The following is a 20,087-nucleotide window of genomic DNA, read 5'->3' on the forward strand; positions in this document are numbered from 1 at the left end:
ATAGATAACCATCTGATATTAAAGGAATGTCGCACTTCAAAATAGAACCCACCGGGATTATCAGGCCCGCCGCAGCCAGGGTTCTGATTTCGTCCGCCATCACGCGACTTTCGCCTGGAGATAGGCATCGCCTCTAAAGGCGCCGAGCAATGTGAACAAATCTTCGAGATCGAGATCGGGTGAGGGCACGAGTTCACCGACGGTCACTGCGGCAATCTAGCACGAATTCATGCTTGATCGCCATTTGTTCAGCATCGACCCAAATCGATCTATGACCGGTTTCTGGGGCTTCGACTTGTCACGCGAACGACCGAATTGGAAGCGCAAAGCTGACTTTCCGGCCAAACTGCGTTATGATGGGCCCCACAATATTATCCGTGCGCCTAGAAACCGCTCACTAGAATTATCACCGCCCGCTCGCCCACTTTTCGGAGCCCGCATCAGGCCAACTCTGAAACACACCCCGCTTTCATGTTGCATCCTGTTGCACGATACCTCCCCTCTCAGAGCCCCCCTGTCCAAAACTCTGAAACACCCCCCACTGTGATGTTGCACTTGGTTGCAGATCGCCCCTCCATTCGGAGTCTCGCGCCATCCATCTCCGAATAACCGGCGCCAAAACCGCCCCCTGCCCCGCCCGCAGTGCAAGGCCCGCCCCGCCCGCCGCGGCTTGACTCTGCGGCCGTTTGCGCCTAAAAGGCCCAACCATTTTCGCGGCGTGCAGCACCCCTGGAGGCTGGCGCCATTACCGGACCCGGCGCGGAATTCCGCGATGCGGGTCTTTTTTCGTACTAGGAGAGTACCATGACCCAGATTATCGCGCTCGCCGCCACGGCTCGCGACCGGGCCGGAAAGGGGACCGCCCGGGCCGTTCGTCGTGAAGGCCAGATCCCGGCTGTGATCTACGGCAACAAGGAAAAGCCGGTGATGATCTCCCTGGACTACACCAAGTTCCATCGTGAACTGCACCGTCCGGGCTTCTTCACCCACCTGTTCGACATCACGGTCGATGGCGCGACGCACCGCGTGCTGCCGCGCGATGTTCAGCTGGACCCGGTCTATGACCGTCCGCTGCATGTCGACTTCCTGCGCGTCGGCGACACCACCGAAATCACCCTGAAGGTGCCGGTGGAGTTCGTGAATGTCGAAACCTGCCCGGGCATCAAGAAGGGTGGCGTGCTGAACGTCGTCCGTCACGACATCGAAGTGTTCGCCCTGGCCGGCAACCTGCCGGAAAAGATCGTCGTCGATCTGGCCGGCTTCGAAGTTGGCGCCTCGGTTCACATCTCCGCCGTGAAGCTGCCGGAAGGCGTGCGCCCGACGATCGAAGATCGCGACTTCACCGTCGCCACGATCGCCGCCCCGACGGTCAAGGCCGACGCCTGATCTTCAGGCCGGTGACCTGCGCGTTTCCGGGTTCACCCTGAAACGCAACGGCGCCGGAAAGTGATACCCGCATCCGGTAGGCTGGCCTTACCGGATGCGGATTCGGCGGCGACTGCTGCCGCGCGGCCCATGCCGCGTAAGCCCGAGCCTGCGGATGCAGGCGCCCGGCGCCTGAGGAATAATATAGCGGATCCCGATGATGCGTCTGCTGGTCGGACTGGGCAATCCCGGCCCGGAATATGAACGGCACCGGCATAATGTCGGGTTCATGGCCGTGGACGAAATCCATGGCCGCTACGGCTTCGGCCCCTGGAAGCGCCGCTTTCAAGGGATGGTCGCCGAAGGCATGGCGGGCGGCGAAAAATGCTTCCTGCTGAAGCCGCAGACCTTCATGAACCTGTCCGGCCAGTCGGTCGGAGAGGCCATGCGCTTTTATAAGCTGACGCCCAACGACACCATCGTCCTGCATGACGAACTGGATGTCGCCGCCGGAAAAATCCGGGTGAAGCAGGGCGGCGGCCATGGCGGGCATAATGGCCTGCGCTCCATCGACGATCATATCGGCAAGGATTACTGGCGCGTGCGCATCGGCATCGGCCATCCCGGCGACAAGGACCGGGTGCATGGCTGGGTGCTGGGCAATTTCGCCAAGGTGGACGAGGTCTGGCTGCCCAAGCTGCTGGATGTGCTGGCCGCCGAACTGCCCCTGCTGGTCAAGGGGGAGCCGGAGAAATACGCCTCCCGCATCGCCGCCCTGACCGCCCCGCCCAAGCCGCCGAAACCGGAAAAGCCGGCCCCGACGGGGGGATAGGGTTTGTCAGGTTTAGGGGGACCTCACCCGTCACCCCTGGTGCGGCCCATGGGCGCTAAGATTGAGGCTTCACCTTCCCTGCCTCCCCCGCGAAAGCGGGGGTCCAGGAGTCAAGAGCACCGACGCGTTGTCGCTTGGGGCCCCTGGACCCCCGCTTTCGCGGGGGAGGCAGGTTAATATGGAGAGTTAAGCTTGCGCCGATGTGCGCAGGCTGAGGTAACTTTGGATGATGCGGCACCCCAATTCTGCCAGTCTCCGCAGCAACTTACGGTCAGTGTCCTACGCCGCCTGACGCGCCGCCATCTCGTCATAGCGGGCATAGAGGATCGCCTCCTCCTTATGCCAGCGGGATTGCAGCAGCGCGCTCATTCGGCCGAAATCGATGGCGAAATCCAGGCCGGAACCGCCCTCCCTGTACTTTTCGAAGAAGGCCAGGATCTGGCCGCCCAGGTCCACCATCTCTCGCGCGAACTGCTCCGCCGTGGCCGCCCGTACGGGGTCGCGCAGGGCCAGACGGCGGTAGTCGGGGTAAAACTCCTCATCCTCCCGCCTTATATGGTCGGTGAAGAGGTCGCGCGCCGCCAGCAGCGTGGCGCGGCCTTGTGCCGTGCCGATCCCCTGCTGGCGCACCTGATCCAGGATGCGCTTCAACTCGGCATGGTCGTGTTTCAGGTGGGCGGTGATGGGGCTCATGATCCATTTCCGTAAAGCTATATTTGAAATACACCTTATTCCTGGCAAACGGTTCGGCCGATGTGGCGGCTTGTCGCAGCCGCCTGCCCTTCCCCGCTTGCGCTGAACCGCGCGCCCCGGCATGGTTGCTACCGGTTACCGTTAACAGGGGATTGGGCAGGGATATGGCAGTGTCACGGCGCGACTGGCTGCGTGGATCGATGATGGTGGCAGGGGTGCTGACGGCCGGTCGGGCCCCGGCCGCGGCCGTCGGGCCGACGGAAACGATCGAGATCTGGCCGGGCGGCGTGGGGCCAGGCTCCGCCGGGGCACCGTTGCAGCAGCGGCTGGTCGAACGGGGGCAGGACCCGTCGATGCCCGACCGCTATATTGACGGCATCACCCGCCCCTTCCTGACCGTCCATCGCGCCGCCGTGCCCAGCGGCCGATCCATCCTGATCACACCTGGCGGCGGCTATCAACGGGTGGTGGTGGATAAGGAGGGTAACGAACTGGGCCCCCTGCTGGCCGCCCGCGGCTTCACCGCCTTCGTCCTGACCTACCGCCTGCCGGGGGAAGCGCCGCAGCACGGCCCCGCCGTGGCGTTGCAGGACGCCCAGCGCGCCATGCGCCTGATCCGTCACCGGGCCCGGGAGTTTGGCATTGATGGCGACCGGCTGGGCAGCATGGGCTTTTCTGCCGGCGGCCATGTCGCCGCCACACTGGGCACGCTTTATGGGGAAAAGGTCTATGATCCCGTGGATGCAGCCGACACGCTGTCCGCCCGCCCCGCACGCCAGGCTCTGATCTATCCGGTCATCAGCATGCAGGCCGGTGTCACCCATGCCGGCTCGCGCGACCGGCTGCTGGGGGCCAATCCCGATGCGGCCTCGGTGGAGCATTGGTCGGCCGACCGTCAGGTCACGGCCGACACGCCCCCCAGCTTCCTGCTGCATACGGCCGATGACGGGGCTGTGCCCGTGGAAAACAGCCTGTCCTTCCACGCCGCCTGCCGCAAGGAAGGGGTGCCGGCCGAACTGCATGTCTATGCCAAGGGCGGCCACGGCTTCGGTCACGGCCCCCGCATCGCCGCCGACAACCCGCTGCGCCGCTGGCCCGACCTGCTGCTGGACTGGTGGGGATGAGGCTGGCCCCTTATCCCGCCTGATCGGCCGGCACCACGAAGCTGTCCATCACCTTCTTGATGCCGGCCACATCGAAGCTGATCTCCAGCTTGTCGTTTTCCACCGCCTTGACGGTGCCATAGCCGAACTTGGTGTGGAACACGCGGTCGCCGGGATTATAGGGCCGGTTAGGCCGGCTGCGCGGGGTCACATCGACGGCTGTCCCTTCCAGCAACCGGCCACCGGCCCGCGCCGGGGCCTGGGCCGCCTTCTGCCCCATGCGGTTGAAACGGTCGCCGAAGCCGCCGCCGCCCGGGCTTTTCCAACCACCGCCGAACCCGCCCCCATAGGCGCTTTCGCGCATGCTGCCGCCAAAGCCCGCCCCGCCGATGCCGGGATTGTTCTCCGTCTCGATATGCTCGGCCGGCAGTTCCTCAACAAAGCGCGACGGGATGGATGTGGCCCAGGTGCCATGGATGCGCCGATTGGCGGCGTGGCTGATATAGACCCGTTTGCGGCCGCGGGTGATACCGACATAGGCCAGCCGGCGTTCTTCTTCCAGCCCGGCAATGCCGTTCTCATCCAGGGTGCGCTGGCTGGGGAACACCCCCTCCTCCCATCCCGGCAGGAAAACGACGTCGAATTCCAGGCCCTTGGCGCCATGCAGGGTCATCAGCGACACCTGCTCCGCCCCCGACCCTTGCGCATTTTCCATGACCAGGGAGACATGTTCCAGGAACCCGGTCAGGTTCTCGAACTCACCCATGGCGTTGATCAGTTCCTTCAGATTGTCCAGGCGGCCGGGGGCCTCGGGGCTCTTATCCTCCTGCCACATGCGGGTATAGCCGCTTTCATCCAGCACGGTCTGGGCCAGTTCCGTATGCGGTACCCGGTCGATCAGCGCCTGCCAGCGGAAGAAATCCTGCGACAGCCCGCCCAGGGTACTGCGCATCTTGGGCTTCAGTTCATCCGTCTGCGACAGCTTCCAGGCGGCCTCCGTCAGCGGCACGCCCAGGGTGCGGGCGGCGACGTAAAGCTGCTGGATGGTGGTCGCCCCGATGCCGCGCTTGGGCGTATTGATGATCCGCTCGAACGCCAGATCATCCTCCGGACTGACCAGCACACGCAGATAGGCCAGCGCATCGCGGATTTCCTGCCGCTCATAGAAGCGTGGGCCGCCAATGACGCGGTAAGGCAGGCCCAAGGTGATGAACCGTTCCTCGAACTCGCGCGTCTGGAACCCGGCGCGGACCAGCACGGCCATCTGGCCCAGGCTGACGCCCTTGCGCTGCAGCGCCTCTACCTCGTCCCCGACCCAGCGCGCTTCTTCTTCCGCGTCCCACAGGCCGCGCACGCGCACCTTCTCCCCGCCCTCCGTCTCGGTCCAGAGCTGCTTGCCCAGGCGACCATGATTATTGGCGATGATGCCGTGGGCAGCCCCCAGGATATGGGCGGTGGAGCGGTAATTCTGTTCCAGACGGATGACCTGGGCACCGGGAAAATCATGCTCAAACCGCAGGATGTTCCCCACCTCCGCCCCGCGCCAGCCATAGATGGACTGGTCATCGTCGCCCACGCAGCAGATATTGCGATGGGCCTGGGCCAGCAGACGCAGCCACAGATACTGGGCGACGTTGGTGTCCTGATATTCGTCCACCAGGATATATTTGAAGCGGTTCTGATACTCGATCAGCACGTCATTATGCTGTTGGAACAGCGTGATATTATGCAGCAGCAGATCCCCGAAATCACAGCAGTTCAGGCTCAGCAACCGTTCCTGATATTGCCGGTAGATGGAAAGGATGCGGCCATTGGCGGCGTCGCCCGCATCTTCCGGCTTCAGCTTGTCGGGCGTCAGCGCCCGGTCCTTCCAGCGTTCGATGATGGACAGCAGCACGCGCGCCGGCCATTTCTTGGCATCGATATTCTCCGCCTCCATCAACTGTTTCACCAGACGGATCTGATCGTCGGTGTCCAGGATGGTGAAGCTGGGTTTCAGGCCGATCAGTTCGGCATGACGGCGCAGGATGCGGGCAGCCAGCGAATGGAAGGTGCCCATCCACCAGCCTTCGGATTGACCACCCAGCAGGTTGTCCACCCGCTCCCGCATCTCCCGCGCGGCCTTGTTGGTGAAGGTCACGGTCAGCACGTTCCACGGGCTGACCCGCCGCGACAGCAGCAGATGCGCCAGCCGCGTGGTCAGCACGCGCGTCTTGCCGGTACCAGCGCCGGCCAACACCAGGACAGGCCCGTCCAGTGCCTCCACCGCCTGCCGCTGGACCGGGTTCAACCCGTCCAGATAGGGGCGGTGCGCGGTTGCGGGCGGGTGCGCCGGGTACGGCTCGTCGATCAGATCGTCAATCATGGTGGGGAGAACATATACAGAATTCTCGGCCATGACAAAGGCCCAGCTCGCCCCCCTTCTGCCGGCAACCCGTGAAAATCAGCCCGGCGGCCATTGCATCCTGGGTGGTTGCATCGCCAGCGCACGGCTCGCCTCATCTCCTTTGAGGATGTTGATGATATGCCTTGGCTGGAAAGGCAACGCGGTACCGGACCAAAGTAGATCATTCTCCTCAATGGCGTCGGGGTCATTGTCCAGAACCCCCAGGTAGCCATCAGCCGTCCTTTCTCGCACGATAACCCACATGCGTTCGAACGCGACCTCTTTGCCATCCCCCCCAGCCAAGGCGATCTGAAAGATCAGCTTCGCGAAATCGCCGGGTTCCAGACCTTCACGCTGCTGGCGGTCGGGAATCCAGAACGTGGTCGGCGCCGCGTGGTGATAGGCTTCACCATCGTCAAGACACCAGCCATCGCTCGTCAGGTCTGGGGCACGCACAAGTATACCTGTTCAGATTATTGCCATCCGGAGTCAGAAGGTTCCCACATTTCGCAGAAAATACCCAGCACCGTCCGTCTCGTGTCCGACGGGACATGATCAGATATTAAAGCAAGCATTGCAGGCGAACCCGGAAGCCGCCGTGACGAATATAACCCTATGTATTTTCCCTTAAACAAAAGTCCACCCCCGGCAGAATCGAAAACGGCGGCCCGGAATTGGCCGGACCGCCGTCAACGGAGGTAAAGAGGCATGAGGAATATGCCCTTTATCCTGTTGCTCCGGTTCACGATCTGGCGGCGGCGTGTGTTGCACGTCACCATCCTGATCAACCGGGCATAAGGAGGGTGGGCCGGTGTTAGCGCACCGTCCCACCTTCTCCCGACTATAAGGCAAATCTTCCCGTCTGACCAGAATGACCTGCCGACATCACACCAGTTTCACCAGGGCGTGGCGCTTCTTGCCGGCCGACAGCTTGATGACGCCGTCATCGCCGACATGGGAGGCAAACAGCTTATAGGCCTCGTCCGAGACGGCCCCGTCATTGACCTTCACGCCATTGCCCTTGATCAGGCGGCGCGCCTCGCCCTTGCTGGCGGACAATCCGGCCTGGACCATCAGGTCGGCCAGATAGGCACCGTCGGCCAGGGCGGCGGCCGCCAGTTCGATCGTAGGCAGACCTTCGGCCGCGGCCCCTTCCTCGAACGTGCGGCGGGCGGTCTCGGCGGCCTGTTCGGCGGCTTCGCGGCCGCGGACCAGGGCCGTGACCTCCGTCGCCAGGATCTTCTTGGCCTCGTTGATCTCTGCGCCCTGCAGCGCCTCCAGCCGGGCGATCTCCGCCAGCGGCAGGTCGGTAAACAGCTTCAGGAAGCGGCCGACATCGGCATCTTCCGTGTTGCGCCAGTACTGCCAGAAATCCAGGTTGGACAGGCGATCCTCGTTCAGCCACACGGCACCGGCCGCCGTCTTGCCCATCTTGGCACCCGACGACGTGGTCAGCAGCGGGGAGGTGAGGCCGAACAACTGGGCATTGGCGATGCGTCGGCCCAGTTCCACGCCATTGACGATATTGCCCCACTGGTCCGACCCGCCGCACTGCAAGGTGCAGCCGAACCGGCGCTGCAACTCCACGAAATCGTAGGCCTGCAGGATCATGTAGTTGAATTCCAGGAAGGTCAGCGGCTGTTCACGGTCCAGACGCAGCTTGACCGAGTCAAAGGTCAGCATACGGTTGATGGTGAAATGCCGGCCGACATCGCGCAGGAACGGGATGTAGCGCAACTCGTCCAGCCATTCGGCATTGTTGGCCAGCACGGCGTCCGTTGGCCCCGTGCCGAACTGGATCAGCCGGTTGAAGGGTGTCAGGATGCCCTTGATATTCTGGTCGATGACCTCGTTGGTCAGCAGGGGGCGCGCTTCATCCTTGAAGGTCGGGTCGCCGATCTTGGTCGTGCCGCCGCCCATCAGGGCGATGGGGCGGTGCCCCGCCTGCTGCAAGCGGCGCAGGATCATGATCTGAATCAGCGAGCCGACATGCAGGCTGGTCGCCGTGGCGTCAAACCCGATATAGCCGGTGACGATGCCATCGGACAATTGCTTGTCCAATGCCTCCAGATCCGTGGCCTGATGATAATAGCCACGCTCCACCATCACGCGCAGGAATTCGGACTTGATGTTCGCGGGAACGGTGGTCGTGCTCATCTTTCATGGACCTTGAAGTTCGGGAATGGCCCCATTGGCCACGGGCGTGGTAGCACATCCCGACGCGTACCAGAGGTCAAAAGATTTGACCTCTGGTATCCGCGCCGACCGGCGCGGCGGCGGCATGTGCCGCCGAAGCCAGCCATCCCGGATGGCTGGCACCGGGTATCAAGAACACGGGTGCGTGATGGCATTGCAGCGTTTCCTGACCATTGGCCTGATGAGCGGTACGTCGATGGACGGTATCGATGCCGCCTTGGTCCGCACGGACGGGCATGGCTGGGTGGAGCCGTTGGGCTTCATCTTCACCCCCTATCGCCGCGCCTTCCGTGACCGGCTGCGGGCCGTGCTGGGCGGTGTCGGTGATGTGGCGGGGGTGGAGGCGGAATTGACCGACCTGCATGCCGAAGCTGTGCAAAGCCTGCTGCGCGTGCAGGAGGTCGCGACCGATCAGGTGGACCTGATTGGTTTTCACGGCCACACCATTCTGCACGCGCCCGATCGCCGCCACACCTGGCAGATCGGTGACGGCGCTCGGCTGGCGACGGCCACCGGCATCGACGTCGTACATGATTTCCGCACGGCCGATGTGCAGGCCGGCGGTCAGGGCGCCCCCCTGGTCCCGCTTTATCACCAGGCGCTGGCGGGCGATCTGGATCGACCGCTGGCCATCCTGAATATTGGCGGGGTCGCCAACATCACCTGGCTGGGCGAGGGGCCGCTGGATGTGGTTGCCTTCGATACCGGTCCCGGCAATGCCCTGATCGACGATCTGGTCCTGGCCCGCACGGGCGAGCCCTATGATGATGGCGGGCGCATCGCGGGCAGCGGCACCGTGGACGAGGTGCTGCTGGGTCGACTTCTGAACCATGATTATTTCGTGGCCCCGCCACCCAAATCGCTGGACCGTGACGCCTGGTCCCGTGCGGCCTTGAACAACCTGTCGACAGAGGATGCCGCGGCCACCCTGACGGCCTTCACAGCCGAAAGCATCATCCGGTCCCTGGACCATCTGCCCACCCGGCCCAAACGTTGGCTGATCTGCGGCGGCGGCCGGCGCAATGAAACCCTGATGTGGATGCTGGCCGACCGGCTGGAAGGCGCCCCCGTCTCCCCCGTCGACGGGCTGGGCTGGAACGGCGATGCGCTGGAGGCCGAAGCCTTCGCCTATCTGGCCGTGCGCTCCCGGCTGGGCCTGCCCTTGTCCCTGCCGGGCACGACGGGGGTGCCGGAACCCCTGACGGGCGGGAAATTTCACCCGCGGCCGTGAGGCGGCATCGACCGGTCCGCGCGTACAGCCCGCAACCGACGTCTGAATTGTTTCAGGTTTGTATCAGCCGCTTACGACCCTGTCGCGTCAATGATACCCAGATAGGTCAAGAACCGGTGGCACCGGACGGCCAGCGGGCATGAACAAACGGGACATAGCGGACCATGTCTGTGCGCAACGCTTTGATGACGGCGGCGGCCTTGATCGCACTTAGCTCCACCCCTGCCCTGGCAGCGGAAACACCCTCGACCACCCCGTTTGCCGACGAACAGGCCAAGCAGGACCCGTTCGTCTGGCTGGAGGAGGTGGAAGGCCAGAAGGCCCTGGACTGGGGCAAGCAGCATAATGAGGCGACATTCGCCCGGCTGAAGAACGATCCCCGGTTCGAACCGATCCGCGCCGAGGCCGAGCGCGTGCTGACCGCCAAGGACCGTATCGCCTATGGCAGCCTGGAGGGCGGCAAGGTCGATAATTTCTGGCAGGACCAGACCAATGTCCGCGGCGTCTGGCGCCGTGCCACCCTGGACAGCTACAAGTCCAAGGATACGGCCTGGGAAACCATCCTGGATATCGACCAACTGTCCAAGGATGAAGGCAAGAACTGGGTCTATAAGGGCCATAATTGCTTTGGCGCCGATGCCGGCCGCTGTCTGGTCAGCCTGTCGGATGGCGGCAAGGATGCCGTCACCGTGCGCGAATTCGACGTCGCCACGAAAAGCTTCGTGAAGGACGGGTTCCAGACGCCGGAATCCAAGCAGACCGTCGATTGGCTGGACAAGGATACGCTGCTGGTCGCCACCAATTACGGCCCCGGCACCATGACCGACAGCGGCTATGCCCGTCAGGTGCGCCTGTGGAAGCGCGGCACCGACCTGTCACAGGCCCCCATCGTCATGGAAGTGGGCGAAAAGGACGTCTGGGCGCGCCCCTGGGGCATCCACCGGCCGGAAGGCAGCACCATCCTGTTGCAGCGTGGTCCCGACTTCTTCACCGAGGAATGGTACCAGTTGGGCGCCGATGGCAAGCCGAAGAAGCTGGCCCTGCCACAGACGGTTGATCTGAAGGGCGTGATGAATGGGGACCTGATCGTCTGGCTGCGTGATGACTGGTCGGTGGCCAGCAAGTCGCTGAAGCGCGGGGATCTGGTTGCCGTACCCATGGCCCAAGCCGCCAGCGGCAGCATAAGCAGCGTCGATGTCATTCTGGCCCAGGCCCCGACAACCGCCATCCAGGGCGTGGGCATCGCCAAGGACGCCATCTATATCGACCTCTTGGACAATGTCGCCGGGCGGTTTGTGGCGGCGCGCAAGGGGGCCAAGGGCTGGACCACGGCCGATGTGGACATGCCGGCCAATGGCAGCGTCAACATCGTGTCGACGGACGGGCACAGCACGGATGTGCTGGTGAACTACACCAACTTCCTGCAGCCCGACACGCTGTATGTCATGACCAATGGCGGCAAGCCCGAGGCCATCAAATCCCTGCCCGCCCGGTTCGATGCCAGCCCGTTTACGGCCGATCAGCGTTTCGCCACGTCCAAGGACGGCACCAAGGTCCCCTATTACATCGTCCGTAGGAAGGATCAGAAGGCGGACGGGGAGAATCCGACCCTGCTCTATGGTTATGGCGGGTTCGAGATTTCGCAGACGCCGTCCTATATGTCGGTCATGGGCAAGGCTTGGCTGCAGCAGGGCGGCACCTATGTCGTCGCCAATATCCGTGGTGGTGGCGAATATGGCCCCGCTTGGCATCAGGCGGCGCTGAAGGGCAACCGCCAGCGCGCCTATGATGATTTCCAGGCCGTGGCCGAGGACCTGATCAAGACCAAGGTGACCAAGCCGGCGCGCCTGGGCATCCAGGGCGGGTCGAATGGCGGTCTGCTGACCGGCGTCACCATGACCCAGCGGCCGGACCTGTTCGGCGCCGTCATCGTGGCCGTGCCGCTGCTGGACATGATGCGCTATCACACCATGCTGGCCGGCGCGTCCTGGATGGCCGAATATGGCGACCCGGAAAAGGCCGACGAACGCGCCTGGATCGCCAAATTCAGCCCCTATCAGAATGTGCGCAAGGACGCAAAGTACCCGGAAGCCTTCGTCTATACCTCCACCAAGGATGACCGCGTGCATCCGGGCCATGCCCGCAAATTCGTGGCCAGGCTGGAAAGCCAGGGCCACAAGGTCATCTATTTTGAGAACATGGAAGGCGGCCACGCGGCGGCTGCCAACCTGAAGCAGCGGGCGGAAATGTCGGCGATGCAGGTTGTCTATCTGACGCAGAAGCTGATCGACCGGTGAGGTCGATTGGGCGCGGAAAAGGGGGGCTTCGGCCTCCCTTTTTCGTTTTGGGGACTCACCCTTCCTTCGCCCGGTCGCTGATCGCCTGCTGCGCTTCCTGCCAGGCGCGGATATCCGGCGGCATGGGCGGGCTGGGCAGGTCGATGCCCATATGGTGCATCAGCTCGGACGTGTCGATCGACCGGCCGCGTTCCAGGAATACACCCTTTACGACGATGACGGCGGCCATCTGCCCATCCATCGCTTCGAAGACGTGTTCCAGATAGATCCAGCGCCCTTCCCAGCACAGGACGCGGGTTTTCAGGCGATAGGGCTGGAACGGCTTCAATTCACGGCGGAAGCGCACGGTCGCCCCGCCCAGGGCCGGCGCCCATTTGCGCTTCAGCACCAAGCCCAGCATGCCGCTGCGGATCATCAGATCCAGCCGCCCCAGATCGGCCACCGTGAAATAGCGGCCATTGTTCATGTGCAGGTTGGTGTCGATATCGTTCAGCCAGACCCGCATGGACAGGACCGACATGTCCAGCGGCCCCAACCGGCGCCGCGACAGCAGGGCGGAGAAGAAAACAATAGCCAGGCGGAAAATCAGGTTCATTTAGGGTCCCGGAACAGACGAAGGGCGGCGCCCTTTTGGCACCGCCCTCGCATTGGCGAAACAGATACGGCGTGAGGTCCGGCAAGAAATCAAGCCTGCATCGGTATCGCGTTCCGAAAGACCCGATCAGATATAGAAGTGGATCTGGGTGCGGTCGTAGCCGGTGCCGATCATCACGGGCTTGCCCTTCTGCACCTCGATATCCTGGTCGAAGAAGTAGACGGCCTGCTTCCAATGGTTGGTGCGGGTGGACGACTTGCTGTCATAGGTGACCTGGTCGTCCATATGCAGGTGGAACCAGAAGGCCACGCCGTGGGCCACACCCGTTTCCGTCGCGGTGACGGTCAGGGTCTTGGCATCGCTGTCGGCCATGTTCTTGTAGAAGTCGAAGAACCAGGCCTCCGTCGTGTCGGACATGATCTGGTGCGGTTCGGCGGCCAGATCGATGGTGGCATAGCCCGGCGTGCGGAACTGGTCGAACTTCGACATGTTGAAGCCGTTGATATTGCGCACCGGGCTGATGCGGCGCATGTCGTCGGCCTGGATCAGGGCGCAGTAGACGGTGGCGGCGGCCGGGATGATCTTGGCACCGGGCTTCAGCAGATTCTGGCGCGCATGCTGCAGGATGGTCAGCATATCAGGCGCCAGCATGCCGACATTGATCAGTTCTGACACGAAGACATCGGCCTTTTCCGGCATGTCCTGCCCCATCACCAGATCGGTGGACTTCTTGCCGATAACGGTGACCTTGTCGCTGTAGCCGTTCAGTTCCACCGTCTCGCGGGCCACTTCGACCAGCGGCTTGTGCATCTCGCAGGTATAGACATGGTCGGCACCGGCGCGGGCGGCCATCATGGCGACCAGGGCGGAACCCGTACCGATTTCCAGAACGATGTCGCCTTCCTTCACCGCGTTTTCGACCGCCGCCTCATAAGCATCGTTGCGTTCATGATCATTGATCATGGGGATGTGCCAGGCCGGGATCTGCGTGGAGCGCAGCAGCTGCAGGGCGAACAGGACGGCGGCATTGTCGGGCATGCGGTTGTGAACCCCGGTCAGCAGGGCGACGGCGTCCTCAATGCGGTTCTGACCCTGGAACACCTGGGCCAGACCGATGGCCGCCTCCGCCCGGCTGGGGTCGCCGGCCAGGACATTGGCGAACAGGCGACCGGCTTCGTCCAGACGCTCGGTATAGAGCAGCAGGGCTGCCAGGTTATAGGCAGCGTCCAGGTTCTTGGGCATCAGGCCCAGGGAGTGGCGGAAGCAGAATTCCGCTTCGGCCAGATTGCCCAGCTCACGCAGCGTGTTGCCCAGGTTGTTGTGCGCTTCGGCATAGGCCGGGCGCTGGGCCACAGCGGCGCGGAAGCAGCGCTCGGCCTCGGCCAGACGGCCCTGGGCGCGCAGGGCGTTGCCCAGATTATTGTGCGAGACGCCATTGCCGGGATCCAGATCGACGGCCTTGGCGAACTCGGCCTCGGCCTCTTCGAAGCGGCGGCAGCCATAGAGCAGGACGCCGCGGCTGTTATGGTATTCGGCGCGCTGGTCATCCAGCTCGATGGCCTTGGCGAACAGCTCGTTGGCTTCTGCCGCACGGTTGGACTGAAGGGCGATGATCCCCAGCAGGTGCGTGGCCTCCGAATGCGCCGGCTCGACCTGCAATGCCGTCCGGCAGCTCATTTCGGCTTCGGCCAGGTAACCGGCCATCAGGTGCTGACGGGAGATGCTGACGCAATCCTGGACGAACGACATGGGGTGGCTCCTTGGTGCTGCGGTTCTGGGCCCATCCGGGCCAATTCGGTTCGCAGTCCTAAAAGCAAGGGGTGTGCCAACGTCCGTCTACGTTGATTTTATTGATATTTTTCGTGAAAGGCAAAAGCTGCCGGGTTGCTGAACCCCGGTGCGGGACGAAAATTCCCGGCCCCGCAGGGACCCACCCGGCAAAACCGTCACCGGTCGGTTCTGCCGAAAGCTGAGAGTCCATAAGGTGCTTCCGAAAAAAAGCAGATGGACCCTAATCCCCCTGTCGATAAGGGCTTTCCAGGCTCAGTTCGGCAATCTGTGCCTCCATGGCGGAACGCTCCCGCTCCAGAACGTCGGCAACGGCACGATGCAAGCCGGGATGGGCCAGGTAATGGGCCGACCAGGTCTTCACCGGCAGATAGCCGCGCTGGATCTTGTGTTCCCCTTGCGCACCCGCCTCGACCCGCGTCAGACCGCGTTCGATGGCGAAATCGATAGCCCGGTAGTAGCAGGCCTCGAAATGCAGGAAGGGATAATCCCCGGCCCCACCCCAGTTGCGGCCATAGAGCGTGGTTTCACCCAGCAGGTTCAGGGCGCCGCCAACCCAACGCGTCCCATCACGCGCCAGAACCAGCACCACCTGATCGGCCATCCCCTCCCCCAGGCGGAAAAAGAAGTCCCGCGTCAAATAGGGAAAACCCCACTTGCGATCCGATGTGGTCCGGTAAAGCCGGTCGAAGGCGGCCCAATGTTCTTCCATCAGATCGGCCCCGGTCAGGGTGAGCAGTTCAACGCCACTGTCGGCCACCACCTGCCGCTCCTTGCGTACCGCCTTGCGCTTGCGGCTGCTGAAGGCGGCCAGGAAATCGTCGAAATGCCGGTATCCCCGGTTTTCCCAGTGATATTGGGTGCCGATGCGCGACAGCCAGCCGGCCGCCACCAACCGGTCATGGGTGGCCTGGTCGGGAAATGTGACATGGACACCCGACAGGTCATTGGCATCGGCCAGACGCCGCACCATGCCGATCATGGCCGTCGCCACACCCGCCGGCGCATCGGCCCGGCACAGCAGGCGCGGGCCCGTCACAGGCGTGAAGGGTACGCAGGCCTGCAACTTGGGATAATATTGCCCGCCCGCCCGTTCGAACGCGTCGGCCCAACGCTGGTCAAAGACATATTCGCCGTAGGAATGCGACTTCAGATACAGCGGCATGACGGCCAGCAGCCGCCCCTGGGCATCGCGGACCCGCAGATGCTTGGGCTCCCACCCCGTGTCACCACCCACCGATCCACTGATTTCCAAGGCATTCAGGAAAACATGCCGCAGGAATGGATTGTCGGTCCCGCCAGCTGTGCCGACCAGGCATTCATCCCAATCCGCGGCGGGAATATCGGCAATCCGATCGACAAGGTCGATCTGCAAGGCGCTGTGATCCTGGGCGTCGGGCATGATGGTCCGTTTCTGCCTGTCGTTCAGGATATAGGGCGTAACCTAGTCGCGGAACAGCCCGGCCCAGTCGATCCACTGGAAATGCGCACTGGCCCAGCCGATCAGAACCAGGACGGCCGACAGCATTGTCGTCCACAGGAATTTCTGCATCAGCAGGGGGCGTGCCGGGGCGCCGGGCTGGTGCCCCTGCTCTGGCGCCTCGTCCCGTTTCACACCGAAGGGCAGCACCATGAACAGCACCGTCCACCAGACAGTGAAATAAATCGCAGCCCAGGTAGCCCAACCCATGGCGTTCCTCCAATCCAGTGCCCAACGCCGCTCGTGCGGCGTAGCCAAGCCTACGGCTGTAGGCGCCGGCGATTGAGGGGCGGGAAAGATTGACCCCCGGTCAAGATTTCCCGCCGCTGGTATAAGCCGTCAGACCTGCTCGATCTCGACCAGGGTGCCGAACAGGTCCTTGGGATGCAGGAACAGCACCGGCTTGCCATGGGCACCGATCTTCGGCTCCCCGTCGCCCAGGACACGCAGCCCGTCGGCCTTCAGCTTGTCACGGGCAGCGATGATGTCCTCCACCTCGTAGCAGACATGGTGGATGCCACCCGACGGGTTGTTGGACAGGAACTTGGCGATGGTGCTGCCCTCCCCGAACGGATGCAGCAACTCAATCTTGGTATTGGGCAGTTCCACGAACACCGTGGTCACCCCATGGTCGGGCAGATCCAGCGGCGCTGACACGGTGGCGCCCAGGGTCGTGCGATAGGTCTCCGCCGCCACAGCCAGATCCGGCACAACAATGGCAACATGATTCAAACGGCCGATCATCACCCACGTTCCTCTTTTATGGTTCGTTGCGGGAATAGATAGCCACGGGTGACGCGGACGTCACCCGTGACAAAACCGCACGATACCCACCCATCAGATGCGGACCAGATGGACTTCCGTCAGGGGTTTACGCCCCTGGCTGGAACTGAAGGACCGGCGGATGGCCAGACGTGCCGCCTCCTTCACCTGGGCGTCGTCCTGCTTGGCCGCGCGCGACAGGGCCTCCACTGCCCCCCGCACCCGGGCGATCAGGTCGGCCGTCTCTTCTTCCACCTCGTCCTCTTCCAGCAGACCGACGGACGTGACCTTCGGATCGGCCAGGAATTCCCCCCGCGGGGTCAGGACCAGGGTCACCATCGACACGCCGGCCTGGGCCATGCGGGCCCGGCCACGCATGGCCATGTTGGACAGCGGCACGATGCGCTTGCCGTCGATGCACAGCTTGCCCGCATGCACATGGCCAATCATGGCCGCCGGTCCCGGCCCCAGACGGATGACACCACCATCTTCGGGCACCACCACCTCCGGGACCTGACAGTCCCGGGCCAGGGCCGCATGTACAGTCAGATGCCGATGTTCACCGTGAACCGGCACGGCGATCTTGGGCCGGACCCACTGATACATCTGCACCAGTTCATCGCGGGCCGGATGGCCGGAGACATGGACGAATTCTTCGTCCGCAGTCACCACCTGGATGCCCTGACGCATCAGACCGTTCTGGATCTTGGCGATCGATTTCTCGTTGCCCGGGATTTCACGGGCAGAGAAGATGACCACGTCGTCCCGTTCCAGCACCACATCGGGATGGTCGTCATTGGCGATGCGGGCGAGGGCCGCGCGCGGCTCCCCCTGGCTGCCGGTACAGATGACGACAAGCTTCTCCCGCGGGACATAGCCCGCCTCCCGCTCCGTCAGGAAGGGCGGCAGGTCGGTCAGATAACCATTGGCCCGCGCCGCCTCGTTGATCCGCCACAGCGACCGGCCGGCCAGCGCCACCTGCCGTCCGTGCGCCTGTGCCGCCAACGCGATGGAATGCAGGCGTGCGACATTGCTGGCAAAGCAGGTGACGGCGATGCGTGTGTCCTGATAACGGCCGAACAGCTCCGTCAGGCTTTCCTTCACGGCCGCTTCCGATCCGGACCAGCCCGGCACCATGGCATTGGTGCTGTCGCAGATCATGGCCGTCACGCCTTCCCGGCCCAGCTTCTTCAGCGCCTCTTCATCGGCCAGCAGACCGATGACGGGGTCGGGGTCCAGCTTCCAGTCCCCCGTATGCAGCACCGTTCCGGCCTCGGTCCGGATGACCAGGGCGTTCGGCTCCGGGATGGAATGGGTCAGACTGATCAATTCGATATCGAAAGGACCGATCTTTGCCTTGCCACCCAGCGGGATGACGTTGATCGGCACCTTATTCTGCAGCCCCGTCTCCACCAGCTTCGCCTTCAGGAAGCTGGCCGTAAACGGCGTGCACCAGACGGGAACGCGCAGATCCTCCCACAGATGCGGGACAGCCCCCAGATGGTCTTCGTGCGCATGGGTCAGCACAATACCAACCAGATCATCGACCCGCTGCTCGATGAAGCTGGTATCGGGCAGAATAATATCCACACCGGGGGTCGTTTCGTCACCGAAACTGACGCCCAGATCCACCATCAGCCATTTTCCCTGGTGATGGTAGAGGTTCAGATTCATCCCGATCTCGCCCGACCCGCCCAGGGGAACGAAATGCAGGGCCTTCGGGTCGAAATCCTTGGTCTCCAGATGCTTTTCTTCCGTCATTCGGTCCTGAATTCAGTTGGCAGCACTGTTGCGTGTGTGGATCAACCGGAGACCCCGCAACGTCAGGTCCCCATCAATATGGTGGATCATGTCGGTGCCCTCGGCGAACAGGCGGACCAGCCCACCCGTGCCGATCACCGTCACCGGCGTCCGCCCGTCGGGCGACAATTCGGCGATGATCTTTTTCAGAATACCTTCGATCATGCCTGTATAGCCCCAGAACATGCCCGACTGCATGGCGGCAACCGTGCCGCGGCCGATGGCAACCTCCGGCTTCGCAATATCGACCTTGGGAAGCTGTGCAGCGACCCGGTGCAGCGCATCCAGCGACAGGGCCGGCCCCGGCGCGATGACGCCACCGACAAAGGCACCGCTGGCATCCACGACGTCAAAGGTCGTGCCCGTGCCGATATCAATGACGATCAGCGGTGCAGCATAGGAGGCAACGGCCGACACGGCATTGACCAGCCGATCCGCCCCCGCCTCCCGCGGGTTGGTCAATTTGACCTCCAGCCCCAGTTCGACGGCAGGATCACCGACGCGCATGGGCGTGCAGCCGAAATGATCTTCCGTCAGCTTGATCAGGGCATAGGTCTGCGACGGCACCACGCTGGACAGGATGGCGGAATTGATGTCGCCTGGCCCTAAGCCCTTCATCGACATCAAGGTCACCAGCCAAACGGCATATTCGTCCGCCGTCCGCTGGCTGTCAGTGGAGATGCGCCAATGCGCCCGCTTTTCATCCCCGTCAAAGACGGCGAAGACGACATTGGTGTTGCCGGCATCGATGGCTAACAGCATCACGAAGGCTCCCCGCCCCGAAAGAACACATCACCGGCCGTCACCCGCCGGATTGATCCGCCAACATCCACCAGTAATCCGCCCTCATCATCCAGGTCGATCAGGCGGCCGGTAAAGCTCTCATCGTGCAGACGTACCGTTACCGGCCCGCCCAACCCCTGCGCCGCATTCAACCAGGCGGCCCGCACGGGCGCGAACCCCTGGGAGAGGAAGCGGCGATACCAGGCCACAAAGGCCGCGGCATAGGCAGCAAACACCTGATCGACATCATCAGGCCCACCCCCGGCCTGAACGCAGGTGGCGGGATACATCGCCTCCGCCGGGAAATGCCGCACATTGATGCCGACCCCCAGCACCAACCATTCGACATGGCCTGCCCGATCCGCTTCGGACTCCAAAAGGATTCCTGACAGTTTGGCCCCGTCCAGCAGCACATCGTTCGGCCATTTCAGGGTGACACGCCCTGGAACCAGCGCAGACACGGCGTCACCAACGGCAACCGCCGCTACAAAAGAAATGAGGGCGGCATCGCCCGGCGGCAAGCCCGGCCGCAAAATCAGCGAGCAGGCGAGATTCCCCTCCCCCGCGCTCCAGACCCTGCCGCGACGTCCCCGCCCGGCCGTCTGTCGGCGGGCGCGCACGATCGTCCCCTCCGGGGCCCCCTGACGGGCCATCTCCTTGGCCATGTCATTGGTGCTTGCACACTCTTCCAGGTCCAGAAGATGAAAAAACGCGGGCAGCAAGGCCGCCCGCGTTTCCAAGGAGCTGTTGCTTCCGGTCAGCATGAGCCGGGAACG

Annotated in this window: 17 protein-coding genes; 5 read left to right on the forward strand and 12 right to left on the reverse strand. The window is 63.3% G+C overall.

The annotated features are described in order from the left end of the window. The first annotated feature begins 804 nt into the window (after positions 1-804). Positions 805-1,386 carry a 50S ribosomal protein L25/general stress protein Ctc gene (locus ACODTW_RS26905; protein WP_488949239.1) on the forward strand — a complete coding sequence of 194 codons (582 nt, stop codon included), beginning with the start codon at positions 805-807 and terminating at the stop codon, positions 1,384-1,386. A gap of 196 nt (positions 1,387-1,582) precedes the next feature. Beyond that, positions 1,583-2,197, forward strand: coding sequence for an aminoacyl-tRNA hydrolase (gene pth, locus ACODTW_RS26910; protein ID WP_488949240.1), 615 nt, complete (start codon positions 1,583-1,585; stop codon positions 2,195-2,197). 279 nt (positions 2,198-2,476) lie between these two features. Here pth and ACODTW_RS26915 read toward each other — a convergent pair whose 3' ends face one another. After that, a complete protein-coding gene (locus tag ACODTW_RS26915) occupies positions 2,477-2,890 on the reverse strand; it encodes a hemerythrin domain-containing protein (protein WP_488949242.1) in 414 nt (137 codons plus the stop codon). 164 nt (positions 2,891-3,054) lie between these two features. On the opposite strand from ACODTW_RS26915, the gene ACODTW_RS26920 reads away from it, so the two are divergent. After that, a complete protein-coding gene (locus tag ACODTW_RS26920; RefSeq protein WP_488949244.1) occupies positions 3,055-4,014 on the forward strand; it encodes an alpha/beta hydrolase in 960 nt (319 codons plus the stop codon). A 10-nt stretch (positions 4,015-4,024) separates the two neighbouring features. Here the strand turns inward: ACODTW_RS26920 and ACODTW_RS26925 are convergent, their stop codons facing one another. From ACODTW_RS26925 to tyrS, 3 genes are all read right to left on the reverse strand, one after another. Further along, on the reverse strand, positions 4,025-6,358 hold the full coding sequence (locus ACODTW_RS26925) for an ATP-dependent helicase (protein WP_488949246.1): 2,334 nt from the start codon (positions 6,356-6,358) through the stop codon (positions 4,025-4,027). Positions 6,359-6,436: 78 nt separating this feature from the next. Beyond that, on the reverse strand, positions 6,437-6,835 hold the full coding sequence (locus ACODTW_RS26930) for a hypothetical protein (RefSeq protein WP_488949247.1): 399 nt from the start codon (positions 6,833-6,835) through the stop codon (positions 6,437-6,439). Positions 6,836-7,264: 429 nt separating this feature from the next. Next, positions 7,265-8,536, reverse strand: coding sequence for a tyrosine--tRNA ligase (gene tyrS, locus ACODTW_RS26935; protein ID WP_488949248.1), 1,272 nt, complete (start codon positions 8,534-8,536; stop codon positions 7,265-7,267). 187 nt (positions 8,537-8,723) lie between these two features. Here tyrS and ACODTW_RS26940 point away from each other — a divergent pair, with 187 nt between their 5' ends. Together ACODTW_RS26940 and ACODTW_RS26945 are read left to right on the forward strand one after the other, a co-directional pair. Continuing rightward, on the forward strand, positions 8,724-9,806 hold the full coding sequence (locus ACODTW_RS26940) for an anhydro-N-acetylmuramic acid kinase (RefSeq protein ID WP_488949249.1): 1,083 nt from the start codon (positions 8,724-8,726) through the stop codon (positions 9,804-9,806). 164 nt (positions 9,807-9,970) lie between these two features. Further along, positions 9,971-12,103: a prolyl oligopeptidase family serine peptidase gene (locus ACODTW_RS26945; RefSeq protein ID WP_488949251.1), complete on the forward strand. Its 2,133-nt coding sequence runs from the start codon at positions 9,971-9,973 to the stop codon at positions 12,101-12,103. Positions 12,104-12,158: 55 nt separating this feature from the next. Here the strand turns inward: ACODTW_RS26945 and ACODTW_RS26950 are convergent, their stop codons facing one another. The 8 genes from ACODTW_RS26950 to ACODTW_RS26985 form a co-directional block, all read right to left on the reverse strand. Then, entirely contained in the window at positions 12,159-12,698 is a 540-nt protein-coding gene (locus tag ACODTW_RS26950; RefSeq protein ID WP_488949252.1) for a thioesterase family protein, read from the reverse strand. Positions 12,699-12,824: 126 nt separating this feature from the next. Further along, entirely contained in the window at positions 12,825-14,447 is a 1,623-nt protein-coding gene (locus ACODTW_RS26955; protein ID WP_488949253.1) for a tetratricopeptide repeat protein, read from the reverse strand. A 262-nt stretch (positions 14,448-14,709) separates the two neighbouring features. After that, positions 14,710-15,888: a GNAT family N-acetyltransferase gene (locus ACODTW_RS26960; RefSeq protein WP_488949255.1), complete on the reverse strand. Its 1,179-nt coding sequence runs from the start codon at positions 15,886-15,888 to the stop codon at positions 14,710-14,712. A gap of 42 nt (positions 15,889-15,930) precedes the next feature. After that, positions 15,931-16,176, reverse strand: coding sequence for a DUF1467 family protein (locus ACODTW_RS26965; protein WP_488949256.1), 246 nt, complete (start codon positions 16,174-16,176; stop codon positions 15,931-15,933). 129 nt (positions 16,177-16,305) lie between these two features. Continuing rightward, positions 16,306-16,710, reverse strand: a complete 405-nt coding sequence (gene mce / locus ACODTW_RS26970; protein WP_488949258.1) for a methylmalonyl-CoA epimerase — start codon at positions 16,708-16,710, stop codon at positions 16,306-16,308. Positions 16,711-16,803: 93 nt separating this feature from the next. Next, positions 16,804-18,489, reverse strand: a complete 1,686-nt coding sequence (locus tag ACODTW_RS26975) for a ribonuclease J (protein WP_488949260.1) — start codon at positions 18,487-18,489, stop codon at positions 16,804-16,806. 12 nt (positions 18,490-18,501) lie between these two features. Continuing rightward, the gene (locus ACODTW_RS26980) at positions 18,502-19,290 is read right to left on the reverse strand and encodes a type III pantothenate kinase (RefSeq protein ID WP_488949261.1); all 789 of its coding nucleotides are present in this window, start codon (positions 19,288-19,290) and stop codon (positions 18,502-18,504) included. Continuing rightward, positions 19,290-20,075, reverse strand: coding sequence for a biotin--[acetyl-CoA-carboxylase] ligase (locus ACODTW_RS26985; RefSeq protein WP_488949263.1), 786 nt, complete (start codon positions 20,073-20,075; stop codon positions 19,290-19,292). The genes ACODTW_RS26980 and ACODTW_RS26985 overlap by 1 nt, the downstream gene beginning before the upstream one ends. Positions 20,076-20,087: the final 12 nt, after the last annotated feature.

The sequence above is a fragment of the Niveispirillum sp. FG148 genome (assembly GCF_057809655.1).

Bases quoted from the DNA above. Each gene is read 5' to 3' on its own strand.
- tyrS (WP_488949248.1), bottom strand. From the start codon at position 8,536: ATGAGCACGACCACCGTTCCCGCGAACATCAAGTCCGAATTCCTGCGC.
- ACODTW_RS26985 (WP_488949263.1), bottom strand. From the start codon at position 20,075: ATGCTGACCGGAAGCAACAGCTCCTTGGAAACGCGGGCGGCCTTGCTG.
- ACODTW_RS26960 (WP_488949255.1), bottom strand. From the start codon at position 15,888: ATGCCCGACGCCCAGGATCACAGCGCCTTGCAGATCGACCTTGTCGAT.
- ACODTW_RS26940 (WP_488949249.1), top strand. From the start codon at position 8,724: ATGGCATTGCAGCGTTTCCTGACCATTGGCCTGATGAGCGGTACGTCG.
- ACODTW_RS26980 (WP_488949261.1), bottom strand. From the start codon at position 19,290: ATGCTGTTAGCCATCGATGCCGGCAACACCAATGTCGTCTTCGCCGTC.
- pth (WP_488949240.1), top strand. From the start codon at position 1,583: ATGATGCGTCTGCTGGTCGGACTGGGCAATCCCGGCCCGGAATATGAA.
- ACODTW_RS26965 (WP_488949256.1), bottom strand. From the start codon at position 16,176: ATGGGTTGGGCTACCTGGGCTGCGATTTATTTCACTGTCTGGTGGACG.
- ACODTW_RS26915 (WP_488949242.1), bottom strand. From the start codon at position 2,890: ATGAGCCCCATCACCGCCCACCTGAAACACGACCATGCCGAGTTGAAG.
- ACODTW_RS26975 (WP_488949260.1), bottom strand. From the start codon at position 18,489: ATGACGGAAGAAAAGCATCTGGAGACCAAGGATTTCGACCCGAAGGCC.
- ACODTW_RS26905 (WP_488949239.1), top strand. From the start codon at position 805: ATGACCCAGATTATCGCGCTCGCCGCCACGGCTCGCGACCGGGCCGGA.
- ACODTW_RS26945 (WP_488949251.1), top strand. From the start codon at position 9,971: ATGTCTGTGCGCAACGCTTTGATGACGGCGGCGGCCTTGATCGCACTT.
- mce (WP_488949258.1), bottom strand. From the start codon at position 16,710: ATGATCGGCCGTTTGAATCATGTTGCCATTGTTGTGCCGGATCTGGCT.
- ACODTW_RS26925 (WP_488949246.1), bottom strand. From the start codon at position 6,358: ATGATTGACGATCTGATCGACGAGCCGTACCCGGCGCACCCGCCCGCA.
- ACODTW_RS26950 (WP_488949252.1), bottom strand. From the start codon at position 12,698: ATGAACCTGATTTTCCGCCTGGCTATTGTTTTCTTCTCCGCCCTGCTG.
- ACODTW_RS26955 (WP_488949253.1), bottom strand. From the start codon at position 14,447: ATGTCGTTCGTCCAGGATTGCGTCAGCATCTCCCGTCAGCACCTGATG.
- ACODTW_RS26920 (WP_488949244.1), top strand. From the start codon at position 3,055: ATGGCAGTGTCACGGCGCGACTGGCTGCGTGGATCGATGATGGTGGCA.